Here is a 14,092-nt window from a genome sequence, read left to right on the forward strand (position 1 = left end):
GCTAAAGGTTAAACATCCGTTTATATCTCTGCTGTAAAGCCATTTCGCCACCTTCCATGATTTCACAAACGTTCTTGCGAACGGCCAACTCCTGTAAAGCTCCCGCAGCACTGACTTGTATTTGTCCCTTATCTTGCAATGCAATAACATACTCGGAATCACCATTAACGACGATGTTCGGGTTGTGTGTTACAACTATAATTTGCCTACTGGATTTATTGCTTTGAAGGTTAGAAACAATCAATGAAGTAATTAACCCATTGTCTAAATCATCTTCTGGTTGATCAAGAACTAACGGCTCTGTTCCGTACGATAGGAGAAAAGACAGAATTGCAGACGCTTTTTGACCAGCAGAACCCTGGGATATATCTTTAAACCTATTTCCGTCATGATATTTCACAGTTAACTTGTCATCAGGAAACCAAAGATTTAAATGGTAAAAGGTTTGAATGGGTAATTGACTCATAAAGTCCAAGAATCGCTTGCCCAGCCTGGTATTAAAAATCGATCCAGAGCCATATCTGCTGGCTAGTTCAACCTTAAAGTTATGAATAATGTCCAACCTATTCTGTAAACCCTCACCAACCCCTTCAAAATTATATGAGGTTGTTTTAATACTCTTAGACAATTCGTAAAGAAAACCAGTTGCTCTTTCTGAATCATAGATATCTGAAGAAAATGCGCCATCGTTTCTACCGATCACATCTCTGAATGAACGATCCATACTATCATCGTTTCCAAATGGTTCGAGTTCAATTTTAATAGAACTATTGCCTTTGATGTGTTGCTCGATAAAAGTGTAACGGCTTAGCGTTAAATTTCTTCTCGCAGTGATTAAGCCAATATACGTTGCATTGATTTGGTCTGTAAATGCCTGTATCTGCTTCTCGACAGCTTCCAATTGTTTTAAAGATTCGATAACAGAGTTACGCTGCGCAATCAGATGATCATAATGTGCTGGGTTACTTACACCTTGCGATGCCAGGCTTGAAACCAGCTGTTGGTACTTTATTTCGCTGCTTCTTAAAGCTTGCGAGAAACCACTTGATTGGAACCAAGCTGTGAAGCTTTCAACCTCTCCATTGAATACGGTAATTGCCTGTAAAATGTTTGTTTTCAATCCTTCAAATGAGCAAGAAAGATTTTTAAGGCCTGTTTCCACTTCCATCTCGGATGGCTGCTCTGTAGAGAACAACTCTGCTTCTATGGCTGGACTTGGTTGCTCATTGATTAGAGCTATCATTGTGTTTTTTGAACTCTCTAGACTTTCTAAATGACTATGTATTGTCTGCGATCTAGATCTGTAATATTGATAATCACTTAGAATGTCTGAGTGTCCCGATTTTTCAATCAAAGTTATTTTTTGATTAATGTCAGCCAATTGACCTTGTAACGTATTTTTATTCGCAAGTTTAGCCTGAAGCTCTCTTCGTTGTTCACATAACCGTAGGAATGAATTCTTTTGATCATCCCAATGCATTTTCCACTGGTGGAAATTCACACTCTCGGATTCATCAATTAGTTTAAGAAGAGTGTTAGGATTATTTGCTAAGCTGAAAATCTGCTTTTGGCTGAATATTTTAATTGGAAATCTTGAATAGACGTCCCCATGTTCTTCAATCCATTTTTTACCGTCGTATCGGCTTATAACAATAGCCTGAGTGTCGAATTTCCAATTTAAGAATTTCCAGTTTAAGCGATAATAAACTCCATCTTTTGAATAGATACACGATATTTCAGTATCGTCGAGCATTACACCTTCCGCATCTCGGCCAACAGACTTTTTAATGAAGTTTTGAAAAGACTGCCTTACTTCATTGTTTTCTTCCAAATATAGAAGATCACGGCCTCTATCCATTCCTATACGGATAAATTCAAGCACCGATGATTTTCCACTTCCTCTACCACCTATAATTGAATTTAACCATGGATTAAAATTAATCTCTAAGGGGGCTGCCCTACCAGCATATTTTGCGTTAGAAATCGAAACTGAATGCAGCAATGTGCTAGAGGTTTGATTCGGTTCTGAGCTAATTTCATCGGAGCGGATAATAGAAGATTTTCCATCGACAAGAGCAAGCCGCAGCCCTTCTATAGATGGCATAGCCATTTTTACCCAGGTGTAAGCTCTACCAATATCTTTTGGGTGGTGAGCATCAGAGCCAATAACTTCGGGCAATGGTATGTTAAGTCTTTTAAACCTCGATAATGGTGTGTCTTCTCTTTCCTGATCTGGAAAAATAATTTCGACGGCAGATGCCTTCTCACATATCTGCCTAATTGTGTGGGAAGAGCTTAATTGGCATAGGCCCGCCTTCATATCGATATGAGCAGGTATCGCTACTCCGCCACTGGCTTTTACTTCTTCAATTATTTTTTCAGCACTTTCTTCAGAGACAGCATTGCTGTCACCTCTCGTGCCGCGAAACCTAGCAGCTCCGACAATAGCATGAATATCGCTGGCGGTTTTCGATGGATCAAATATTGCCAGGATATGAATGTTGGAGTTTGCTGTTATTTCCACTCCGGGAAATACATGTATAGTATGGCCTTCCGCTCTTAATGTTTCAGCCTCAATCTTTAGATCATCAATCCAATTACCAGTATTGTGATCTGTAACAGCGACACATTCAATTCCTTTATTTATGAAGTCTATGAGCCAATCTCTATGACATTTTGTTTGTCTCAGTGATGGCTCTGACTTTCCATAATCTAAAGACGCTGGTGTATGTGTATGAAAGTCTACCTTCCACCATTTAGCTCCAACAAATTTCATTATTATTTCCTTTAACGTCTTTTTTCAAAGTACCGGATGAGAAGAATATTATCTAGATAAGAATATATTACACTCTTAGTCTAACCCAACAATTAAGAATATCTTTCAGAACTAGTTTCTTTAAGCTGGATAACATATCAAATAGGTATAAAAACAGCCTGGGGATAACATTAGAAGATGGCTTAGCATCAATTTTGAATGGTAGTTCTGAGCAATAGCAAATATTAATTTTTTAATCTTTATTGCTCCGCCCCTTGAAGTTTGAATCTCTTCTCCGCAGTCTTGACCGAAGGCCAAGAGATACGCTAGCTATGACATTAGCTGCCTGAAAAAAGTTAAAACTTCATATTGCCGGATCTATAGCATAAGCCTAAATTCGGTTTCATTTACGTCAGATCAAGTCAGAACTAATGCAGCTCAGTAATGCAGCTCAGTATTTCATCATCAAACCACGGGCTTTTTGATCTTTGATACACCGGTTCGAGATCTTCTCCTGTGTTTGTTTCTCGACATAGAACTAGATGAACTGCCAATATCATTACAAGCGGGAGCACTGCAATGAAACCGCAGAGCTTGTCACTGCGCTTTGCAGCCTATGACGCAAGCACAGCAGCATTCAAAGATAGCTATCATATACTCAATAGTTTGAAGTAAATCTCGATAATTTTTACACATACCAAAGCTCTAGTTAAAAAAGCCATTGAAAACACAATATATTGAGTTATCATTAAAAATAAATCACTATATACAGTGTTTATTTTGACCATTGTCTATCATGTTGCAAACCAATCCGTTAAATGCAGATAAACTTGATCAGTTTTACTGATTGCCAGGCACTCAAGTTTAAGGGGAATGATCGGATGGCTTCCAGAGAATGAAGTTCAAGGAGATTAAATGTTAGAAAAATTAGAGTCGATTACTAGAATCAATTTTGGCGAGAATGTGCTTTCATCTTTATCAGAAAATAGTGAAAACATTCCAACCTATGATGAAGTTATAAACAATTGGAAAACCAGTATCTTCCACTTTATTGAAGAGAGTAATTATCAAAAAGGATTAAGAAGACCTCAAATAGGCGGAATATTTTCAGCTTTAGGTCATATTAGGTCAGATGACAGCTCCGCAGCTACCATTGTTATGCCAACAGGTACAGGGAAGACCGAAACAATCTTATCTATTGTTTTAGCCGGAAAATTTGAACGTACGTTGGTAATTGTGCCAAGTGATGCACTTAGAGAGCAAACGGCTAATAAATTTATTCATTTAGGTTTACTACGTGAACTAAATCTTATTGACTCGGCAGTATTGACACCAAGAGTTCTTACAGTCAGGCAAGGCATCAAACAGCCCATGGAATTAAAAGACCTTGAAGAAGCTAATGTAATTGTGGCTACAGCAAGTGCATTAGCTAAATACGATACAAATTGCCTCTCAAAACTAGCCGAACTTTGCTCTCATCTGATAATTGATGAGGCTCACCATGTGGCTGCAAAGACTTGGAACAGAGTCAAACAAAAGTTTCTGTTAAAACCAATATTTCAGTTTACGGCTACACCTTTTAGATCTGATGGGTCACGCGTAGATGGCAAAATAATATTCAATTATCCTATAAAAGACGCTCAAGAAGATGGATATTTCAAGAAAATTGAATTTCATCCTGTTAAAGAATTTGTTGATAAAAAATCTGATTCGGCTATTGCGAAAAAAGCTGTCTCTCTTTTAAAAGCAGATATTAAAAATGGATTTGACCATATATTAATGGCAAGAGCGGGGACAATTAGTAAGGCTGAAAATATTTTTCAAATTTACTCTGAGTATAAAGACTTAAATCCAGTTTTAATTAATAGTAAATCAAAAGGAAAATCTAGATTGCTTGGAGATATTAAGACAGGTAAACATAAGATTATTGTTTGTGTAGACATGCTAGGTGAAGGATTTGATCTACCTCAATTAAAAATTGCTGCCTTACATGATGTACATAAGAGCATCAATATTACGCTTCAGTTTACAGGTAGATTTACTCGCCAATCAAAGAATCTTGGTGATGCAAAATTTGTTGCCAACATAGCTAATACTAAAGTTCATGAGACATTGGAAGAACTGTATAGTGAAGATTCAGACTGGAATAAAATTATAAAGGATATAGGTACAAGAAAAGTTGGCGAAGAAAAACTTTATCAAGCTTTCCGGTCAGAGTTTGATACAGCTTCAAGTAAAATTATTGATCTCGGACTAACACCAAAGATAAGCACAGTTATTTACAAGGCTCAGAAAAGCCAATGGGAACCAGAAAGATTTGTAAAATTTTCAGATAAAAATACTAGGATCGTAGATTCATCAGTAAGTAATAACAAAGATATTTTGATATTTTCTGCGCAATCACTTCTTTCTGTCGATTGGTCAAACTCTCAGGAAATGCGTGATGTAAGATGGGATTTATATATTATTTTTTTTGACAGAGACTCTGGACTTATTTTCATCCATTCTTCGGCAAAAGATGGTGATGTGAAAAGATTACAGGCCCTTATCTCAAAAGATGCCGTCAAAGTAAATGGTGAAAATATATTTCGAACTCTATTTGGGATTAAACGATTATGTTTTCAAAACGTTGGACTAAATCGTGACAGAAAAAATCTTCGATATGTTATGTATACCGGTACGGATACAAAAGAAGCTATACCTGAACTAGAATCATATAGGGCACGTAAATCAAATATTTTTGCCAAAGGTTATGAAAATGGAAAGAAAATAACTATTGGCTGTTCGCATAAAGGTAAAGTGTGGGCAATGGATAGTGGTTCAGTTGATGTTTGGGTTTCTTGGTGTAAGAGTGTCGGAGCAAAAATTCTTGATGAAACAATTAATACGAATGAAATATGGAAGACTGCAATGCAGTCCCAAAAATTAGCAGCATATCCTGACATTGCTGTATTAAACGTGGATTGGCCTGAAGATATTTTGAGAAAAAATGAAAGTCGCATCTCAATAGTTCTAAACGGAAATGAACAACCTATTGTTAATTGCGAATTAGAAATAGGTAGCAAATTTGCAGATAACCCTAAATCTCTATCTTTCTTTTTGATGCATGATAGTAATCGTACTGAAATAACATCAACATTCTTGGAAAATGGTGATTGTAAGTTTGATTGCCAAGATTCAGTAAAGATAAGACTTTCCGGGAAAGAACAAAGTATTGAAGATTACTTTTCAGACAATCCACCAGTATTTTTTCTTGCTGATACTTCCATAATTGAAGGCGATTTTAGATATTTTTCAAATGAAAATTATCTTTTTCCATTTGACATTGAAAAAGTTGAAGCGTGGGAGTGGCCTAATATCGATCTTTCTATAGAATCTCAGAGAGAAGCAAAAATTCCAAATTCAATTCAGTATCATACTATTCAAAGTATAAAAGGGGATTATGACCTTGTATTCGATGACGACAGTAGTGGTGAAATAGCTGACATTGTCGCCATAAAAAACATCAATGATGAAGAATTAGTTATAGATTTATATCATTGCAAATTCTGTCCTAAAAAAGATGGAATTGCTAAACCAGGCTCAAGAGTTGATGACGTATATCAAGTCGCGGGGCAAGCCGTTAAAAGCGTAAAATGGATACATAATAATGATCAATTGTTTGATCGTATGGAACGTAGGGAGAAAGCTAGACTTTCTCAAAATAAAACATCAAGAATTGATAAAGGTGATTTTGAATTATTAATAAGGCTAAAAAAAGTAGCTAAATTTTCACAATCGAGATATCGAATAATTATAGTTCAACCCGCTATATCCAAAAGCCTAGCCACCCAAGAACAGCTTTCTATACTTGGTTCAGCTGAAATTTATATAAAAGAAACGACAGGCTCAAATCTTAGGGTAATTTGCAGTGTATAAGTCATATAATAATTCGATACCAATTTTGTATTAGCATAACCAACTTACAGTTAAATCAATGCTGAGCACACAATACGGTGCTCTTGGCTCAGATACTTAATCTGATGCCCTAGCCCTTGCTATAATAGCCCGCTTATTTTTCTCATATCAGCCGGACTTTTATGGACAAAAAACAGCTCAGCGAACGAGACATCTGCTCTAAGTTCATCACTCCAGCCGTTCAGAAATCCGGTTGGGACCTACAAACGCAGATTCGTGAAGAAGTGAGCTTTACTGCGGGCCGCATTATAGTGCGTGGCCGCCTGCATACACGCGGCGAACAGCGCCGTGCTGATTATGTTTTATACCGGCAAAAAAATCAGCCATTGGCTGTCATCGAGGCGAAGGATAATAAACATAAATTGGGCGATGGCATGCAGCAGGCTTTGCTCTATGCAGAAGCTTTGGATGTGCCCTTCGCATTTTCCAGCAATGGTGATGGTTTCCTATTCCACGATCGAACTGGCCTTTCCGAGCTGACCGAAACCGAATTATCCCTTGATAAATTCCCGAGTCCCGACTTCTTATGGCATCGCTACTGTCAGTGGAAAAACATCGGCCAGAGCGTTGAGCCACTTGTTACCACGCCCTATTATGATGATGGCACAGGGCGTAGCCCGCGCTACTATCAAACTATTGCTATCAACCGAACCATCGAAGCCGTAGCTAAAGGCCAAAACCGCATTTTATTAGTGATGGCCACAGGCACGGGCAAGACCTATACCGCGTTCCAAATTATCTGGCGCTTATGGAAATCCAAACAGAAGAAGCGCATCTTGTTTCTGGCAGACCGCAATATTTTGGTCGACCAAACGAAGAACAACGATTTCAAACCGTTCGGCCAAGCGATGACAAAAATCAGCAAGCGCCAGGTCAACAAGTCGTTCGAAATTTACTTGTCGCTCTATCAGGCGGTCACCGGCTCGGATGACGAAAAAAACATCTACAAACAGTTCTCGCCTGATTTCTTCGATTTGGTTGTCATTGACGAGTGCCATCGCGGCAGTGCAAAGGCGGATTCCTCATGGCGGGAAATCCTGGACTATTTCAATTCAGCGACTCACATCGGCCTGACCGCTACGCCAAAAGAAACCAAGGAAGTTTCTAACATCGATTATTTCGGCGAACCTATCTACACCTACTCCCTTAAGCAAGGCATTGAAGACGGCTTCCTGGCCCCGTACAAGGTCATCCGTATTGACTTTGACCTGGATTTGCAAGGCTGGCGGCCCCACAAAAACCAAAAGGACAAATACGGCAACCTGATCGAAGATCGCATCTATAACCAAAAAGACATCGACCGCAAAATTGTCTTTGATGAGCGAACCTATTTGGTGGCCTGGAAGATTACGGAATATCTACAAAGAACCGGTGAATTCCAGAAGACCATCGTGTTCTGCAATGACATCGATCATGCCGAACGCATGCGCCAAGCCCTGGTTAACCTAAACCCCGAGCGCGTTCGCGAGAACCGCAAATACGTCATGCGCATTACCGGCGATGAACAGGAAGGCAAAGCCGAACTGGACAACTTCATCAATCCTGAATCGCGCTACCCGGTCATTGCGACAACCAGCAAATTGATGAGCACAGGTGTCGATGCCAAAACTTGCAAACTTGTGGTGCTAGACCAACGCATTCTATCAATGACTGAGTTTAAGCAAATCATCGGGCGTGGCACCCGTATTGACGAGGATTACGATAAATTCTGGTTCACTATCATGGACTTTAAAAAGGCCACCGAGCTGTTTGCTGATCCGGCATTTGATGGCGAACCGGTTAAAGTCTATGCGCCCAAGCCGGGTGATATCAGTGAGGCTGATGACGAGGATGATGCCCCTATATCTACAACGGGTAACGGCTCAGAATCAGGAGATGGCAACACCGGAACGGATAGTGGCAACGAAGAAACGACTGACGAGTCCCCCATAAAATATGTCGTCAACAACATTGAAGTTAAAGTGATTGCCGAGCGAGTTCAGTATCTGGGCGCCGATGGCAAACTGATTACGGAATCACTGACCGACTACACCAAGCAGTGCGTCAAAAAACAATTTGCCACGCTCAAGGACTTCTTGCGGCAATGGTCTGACGCCGAGCAAAAGAAAGTCATTATTGAGCAATTAGCCGAGCAAGGGATCTTCTGGGATGATCTGCATACTACGGTGAGTAGTAAGCTTGGCTATGAGCTCGATCCCTTCGATTTGATTTGCCACATCGTCTACGACCAACCGCCGCTGTCACGCAAACAGCGTGCTGAACAGCTCAAGAGCCGCAATTACTTCAACCAATACCAAGGGGCTGCGAAACAGGTCCTTGAAGCCTTGCTCGATAAATATGCTGACACCGGCATTGAGCCTATCGAAGATGTTAAAATTCTCACGCTTGATCCATTCTCAAAAATGGGTGCGCCTATGGAATTGCTCAAAGCCTTCGGCGGCAAAGCCCATTACCAGAAAGCCCTGAAAGACCTAGAAGATCAGCTCTACCAAACCCCAATAACAGCCTAGCAATTTTTAAGGAAAAGCATGTCCATTAGTAATACCATCAAATCCATCCAAGACATCATGCGTAAAGACGTGGGTGTCGACGGCGATGCGCAACGTATCGGCCAGCTGGTTTGGATGCTGTTCTTGAAAATCTACGATGATAAAGAGCAGGAATGGGAGATGTTCAACGATGGTTATCAATCGCCAATACCCGAGGCACTGCGTTGGCGCAACTGGGCGGCCAACGCCGAAGGCATTACCGGCGAAGAGCTCAAAAACTTCATCGACAATACTTTATTTCCACAGCTTCAGAATCTCGTACCTAAAGGCGACGATCTGCGCGCTTATGTGATCCAAAGCGTTTTTGCCGATGCCTATAACTACATGAAGTCTGGCCAATTGCTTCGCCAGGTCATCAATAAAATTCAGGACGGCATCGATTTTAACAAGGCTCAGCAACGCCATCTGTTTGGCGACATGTACGAGCAGATCCTGAAAGATTTGCAGAGCGCAGGCAATGCCGGCGAGTTTTATACGCCGCGCGCGGTGACCGAATTCATGGTCAACCGCGCTGATCCGAAATTGAACGAATCCGTACTAGACCCCGCCTGTGGGACGGGCGGCTTCTTGACGTGCAGCATAGAGCATAAGCGAAAGCACTACGTTAAAACGCCTACTGACGAACAACTATTACAGGCCAGCATTCATGGCGTGGAGAAAAAGCCGTTGCCGCACTTACTGGCGACCACGAACATGATTTTGCACGGCATTGAAGTGCCCAGCCAGGTTCGCCACGACAACACACTGGCAAGACCCTTGATCAGCTGGTCGCCCAAAGACCGGGTCGATGTCATCGTCACTAATCCGCCGTTTGGCGGCCAGGAAGAAGACGGCATTGAAAGCAATTTCCCTCAAGCGTTACGTACCAGGGAAACCGCTGATTTGTTTATGACCTTGATCATCCATCTCTTAAAGGATGGTGGCCGTGCCGCCGTGGTATTGCCGGATGGCTTTTTGTTTGGTGAAGGCATGAAAACCCGGCTGAAAGAAAAATTGTTGGCGGAATGTAACCTACATACAATCGTTCGGTTGCCGAACGGTGTATTCAATCCCTATACCGGCATCAAAACCAATCTACTGTTTTTTACCAAGGGCACGCCCACGCAAAACATCTGGTTTTATGAGCACCCCTACCCGGAAGGCGTAAAAAGCTATAACAAAACCAAGCCGATGCGCTTTGCTGAATTCCAAACCGAAATCGACTGGTGGGGTTCAGAAAGCGATGGTTTTGCCGCCCGCCAAATCACGGAACAAGCCTGGCAAGTCAATATTGATGACATCAAGGCTCGCAATTACAACCTGGATATCAAAAATCCTCATATTGGCGAGCAGATCAGTCATGATCCTGATGAACTATTACTTCAGTATGCCAATGAAATGAAGGAAATTGCGGAGCTTCGTGATCAACTGCGTGACTTGCTGAATGCAGCTATCGCTAAGGCGGAGTCTGTATGATTCAGGCGGAAGCATTTGAGGCGTTGGCTTCGTCGTCCAATGGCATCGCCAAGCTGCGCCAATTAATCTTGGAACTGGCAGTGCGCGGATTATTGGTGCCGCAAGATCCGAATGATGAGCCGGCTAGTATCTTGCTTGAAAGAATTGCTGCTGAAAAACAGCGATTGATTAAGGATAGCAAGATTAAAAAACAACAGTCATTGCAGCCTATCACTGATGAAGAAAAACTGTTTAATATTCCAACTAATTGGGAATTCATTCGAATTTGTGAACTCGGCGTCATATCAGGGGGTATGACACCATCAAAAAGTCGGTCTGACTTTTGGGAAGGTTCAATTAATTGGTTTTCACCAAAAGATATCAAATCCGATGAGTTGATTGAGTCTGAATTGAAAATTTCAAAAGCTGCGTTATCAGATACAGGGCTTCAATTATACCCCCCCGGTTGTTTGTTCATTGTGGCTAGAAGCGGGATTTTAAAAAGAACTTTACCAGTAGCGATAAACAGAGTTGATGCCACAGCGAATCAGGATTTGAAAGTCATTTCTCCTTTTGTAAAAGGAATGGAGAAATATATTCAACTTATGTTGAAAGGACTGACCAGTTTCATTCTAACTACACTTGTAAAAACTGGCACTACAGTTCAAAGTCTCAAATATGAAGAATTTGAGTTGCAAGCTGTTCCATTACCACCTATCTCTGAGCAGCAAAGAATTATTAAAAAAATCGATGAATTAATGGCGCTATGTGATCAGCTGGATCAACATCAAAATCATGGCAATACTGTTCATCAACAATTGCTTCAAACATTATTCGAAAGCTTAACTCAAGCTGTTGATAACGAAGCCTTTCAGAAGATATGGTCACAGATAGCTGCACATTTCGATACGCTGTTTACCACCGAAGCGAGCATTGATCAGCTTAAGCAGGTTATTTTGCAATTAGCAGTGATGGGTAAACTGGTGCCACAAGATCCGAATGATGAACCGGCGAGTGTCTTGCTGGAAAAAATTAATGTTGAAAAACAGCGATTAATAAAAGAAGGTAAAATTAAAAAACAAAAACCATTGCTAGAAATTAATGATGAAGAAAAACCTTTCGATATTCCATTTGATTGGAAGTTTGTTCGGATTTCCAATCTTGGTGTCATTTCAGGCGGTATGACACCATCAAAGAACCGTTCAGATTTTTGGAAAGGCTCAATCAATTGGTTTTCGCCAAAAGACATCAAGTCTGTCGAATTGTTTGATTCGGAGTTAAAAATTTCTGCATCTGCATTGGATGATACAGGGCTTCAATTATATCCGCCTGGTTGCTTATTTATTGTCGCTAGAAGTGGGATTTTGAAAAGAACCTTACCTGTTTCGATTAATCGAGTTCCCGCGACAGCTAACCAAGACTTGAAAGTTATCTTGCCTTTTAAAAAAGGAATGGAACGGTATATTCAACTCATGCTACATGGAATGACTAATTTCATTTTAGCTAATCTTGTAAAAACAGGAACTACGGTTCAAAGTCTCAAATATGAAGAGTTTGAGCTGCAAGCAGTACCATTGCCCTCTCTCACGGAGCAACATCGCATCATTGCCAAAGTTGATGAATTGATGGCAATCTGCGATTTATTGAAAAGCCGGATAAACAAATCCCAGCAGACTCAAGAGCACCTAGCCACTGCAATTGTTGAAAAAACAGCAGCATAACTTGTGGCCAGATTTTATGAAATTGAGCCGACGTTAGAAAACTATTGGCGATCAATCATATTATTCGGTCGCAATGTCGCTTCCTATAAGTTTGCGCTTGCCAGGGCGTTATATGATTTGAAAGATTTTGGTGAAAACGTTATCACTTTAGATAAACTGACTGAACCCTATTCAAAGCATATTGCGCAGCATTTAATAATTTGCGACAAGCAAGGTACATCGGAAAACAGTCGGTTTTTTCAACGTTGGAAGTAACCGGATGACAAAAAGTTAAACTTTTTGTCATCCGGTTACTTATTAGACTGATTAATTAAACAAATGCAATGATTTAGCTCCCCGCATCTCAATCTTGATCATTTTCTGAGCTTGGATCACTCAAATCTATCGTCCAATCTCCGACTTCGACATGTCCAACGAGTCGATCTGGATTGTACTGATCATGATTTAGACTAGCAGGATAGCCGTGTTTTTCTAGCTCAGTAAGTGCACGTTTGTTCGGCTCTTCACCCCAGTCGCCGGGCTTACGTATGTACTCTTGTAACATTACCTCTACACGATTGACAAGCTCCTGATCATCTGACTGCAATTCGTTATAAACACCAGGAGAGTTAATTGGATCTCCTTCGTTATCTCCATATGGACGTTCAATATTTTTTAGCGACTCCAAAGCTTCGACTACATCTTTGATCGTAGGCGTTTGATACATGAGTATTTTCCCTCGTAGGAATTAAAAATTGTGCATTTGCGACAGTTGTTACTTCTTTATGATGTCTGAGATTGTAGGCTGAGTGACGTTGTATTGATCTGCTAATTGAGCTTGGGTGTATAGACCGCTTTGGTAAAGCCCTTTGATTTCAGTTCGTTCTTTTTCTGTCAGACGCGCAGTACTAGCCTTTGGCATGCAATTGCTAATCAATTCTTCCATTGCTGTTAACTGTTTGTTGATCTGATTCAATTCTTGCCGCTTGTCCCAAGCGTCTTGGAACGCGTCTTTGGGGCAATCCGACGCATTTGTAGCTAACTGCCAAATCGTGTCTTGCAGTTTTTGTGTTTTGTCTCTTAAGTCTTGGAATGCGCGCTTGGTAGTGGCGATATCGCTCCTTGAAATGGCTTGTTGTTGAGCAACCTGAAAAATTTTGGTCTTATCATCGTTTCTAAACATGGGCTGGTTCCTGATGCTTGATTACACATAAAACACATATAAACAATATGTGTTTTATGTGTAACTGTCAATGACTAATGGCCTGTTCATCAAGTGGTCGTTTCTACATGACGTAAACGCAATAAAGACAATGGCTTCAATCTCCCTTTGGGCAAAATTCATCTGCCGACCAATATAGATCATTACTATATGATCCGACGCAAAACAGCTCTCGCCGTTATCCTGTTGGCAGTCGAGTATCCGGTAAAGTTGTTCACATTTCCGCCTATGGTTGTCTTTTAGAAATCGAAGAAGGCTGTAGAGGGTCAGTTCAAGCCTTTGATATAGATTGGATCGAAGAATACGTTAACCCATCCGAAATTGTACAAATGGGTGACATAGTTGAAGTGATGGTATTGTAATTCAACGAAGAACATCGTCGAATTGGTTTGGGAATGAAGCAATGCCGTCCCAATACTTAGAGCTTGTTCAATATCTCCTCAGCAATAGCGCCAGGAAAGCCAGGTTGACGAAC

At 40.7% G+C, this 14,092-nt stretch carries 8 protein-coding genes and 1 pseudogene; 6 read left to right on the forward strand and 3 right to left on the reverse strand.

Annotated elements, in window-relative coordinates; all coding sequences use genetic code 11:
• Window position 1: 1 nt before the first annotated feature.
• Complete coding sequence (locus tag IT781_RS17610; RefSeq protein WP_194971487.1) at window positions 2-2,776, reverse strand: TrlF family AAA-like ATPase; 2,775 nt, start codon at window positions 2,774-2,776, stop codon at window positions 2-4.
• An 894-nt stretch (window positions 2,777-3,670) separates the two neighbouring features.
• Here IT781_RS17610 and IT781_RS17615 point away from each other — a divergent pair.
• The 5 genes from IT781_RS17615 (at window position 3,671) to IT781_RS17635 (ending at window position 12,671) form a co-directional block, all read left to right on the forward strand.
• Window positions 3,671-6,673 carry a DEAD/DEAH box helicase gene (locus IT781_RS17615; protein WP_194971488.1) on the forward strand — a complete coding sequence of 1,001 codons (3,003 nt, stop codon included), beginning with the start codon at window positions 3,671-3,673 and terminating at the stop codon, window positions 6,671-6,673.
• Window positions 6,674-6,834: 161 nt separating this feature from the next.
• Window positions 6,835-9,222 (forward strand): EcoAI/FtnUII family type I restriction enzme subunit R, encoded by a 2,388-nt coding sequence (gene hsdR / locus IT781_RS17620; protein WP_194971489.1) that lies wholly within the window; start codon window positions 6,835-6,837, stop codon window positions 9,220-9,222.
• 18 nt (window positions 9,223-9,240) lie between these two features.
• A complete protein-coding gene (locus tag IT781_RS17625) occupies window positions 9,241-10,716 on the forward strand; it encodes a class I SAM-dependent DNA methyltransferase (protein WP_194971490.1) in 1,476 nt (491 codons plus the stop codon).
• Window positions 10,713-12,416 carry a restriction endonuclease subunit S gene (locus IT781_RS17630; RefSeq protein ID WP_194971491.1) on the forward strand — a complete coding sequence of 568 codons (1,704 nt, stop codon included), beginning with the start codon at window positions 10,713-10,715 and terminating at the stop codon, window positions 12,414-12,416. Before IT781_RS17625 ends, IT781_RS17630 begins: the two co-directional genes overlap by 4 nt.
• A gap of 3 nt (window positions 12,417-12,419) precedes the next feature.
• Complete coding sequence (locus IT781_RS17635) at window positions 12,420-12,671, forward strand: hypothetical protein (protein ID WP_194971492.1); 252 nt, start codon at window positions 12,420-12,422, stop codon at window positions 12,669-12,671.
• 88 nt (window positions 12,672-12,759) lie between these two features.
• Here IT781_RS17635 and IT781_RS17640 read toward each other — a convergent pair whose 3' ends face one another.
• Together IT781_RS17640 and IT781_RS17645 are read right to left on the reverse strand one after the other, a co-directional pair.
• Complete coding sequence (locus tag IT781_RS17640) at window positions 12,760-13,122, reverse strand: hypothetical protein (protein ID WP_194971493.1); 363 nt, start codon at window positions 13,120-13,122, stop codon at window positions 12,760-12,762.
• A 48-nt stretch (window positions 13,123-13,170) separates the two neighbouring features.
• Entirely contained in the window at window positions 13,171-13,578 is a 408-nt protein-coding gene (locus IT781_RS17645; protein ID WP_194971494.1) for a hypothetical protein, read from the reverse strand.
• 233 nt (window positions 13,579-13,811) lie between these two features.
• Here IT781_RS17645 and IT781_RS17650 point away from each other — a divergent pair.
• Window positions 13,812-13,979: pseudogene (locus IT781_RS17650) on the forward strand (S1 RNA-binding domain-containing protein); the annotation flags it as partial.
• Window positions 13,980-14,092 lie beyond the last annotated feature (113 nt).

It is taken from the genome of Methylobacter sp. BlB1 (assembly GCF_015476545.1).
GTDB lineage: Bacteria > Pseudomonadota > Gammaproteobacteria > Methylococcales > Methylomonadaceae > Methylobacter.

Coding starts and splice junctions, on each gene's coding strand:
- IT781_RS17610 (WP_194971487.1), bottom strand. CDS start 2,776: ATGAAATTTGTTGGAGCTAAATGGTGGAAGGTAGACTTTCATACACAT.
- IT781_RS17615 (WP_194971488.1), top strand. CDS start 3,671: ATGTTAGAAAAATTAGAGTCGATTACTAGAATCAATTTTGGCGAGAAT.
- hsdR (WP_194971489.1), top strand. CDS start 6,835: ATGGACAAAAAACAGCTCAGCGAACGAGACATCTGCTCTAAGTTCATC.
- IT781_RS17625 (WP_194971490.1), top strand. CDS start 9,241: ATGTCCATTAGTAATACCATCAAATCCATCCAAGACATCATGCGTAAA.
- IT781_RS17630 (WP_194971491.1), top strand. CDS start 10,713: ATGATTCAGGCGGAAGCATTTGAGGCGTTGGCTTCGTCGTCCAATGGC.
- IT781_RS17640 (WP_194971493.1), bottom strand. CDS start 13,122: ATGTATCAAACGCCTACGATCAAAGATGTAGTCGAAGCTTTGGAGTCG.
- IT781_RS17645 (WP_194971494.1), bottom strand. CDS start 13,578: ATGTTTAGAAACGATGATAAGACCAAAATTTTTCAGGTTGCTCAACAA.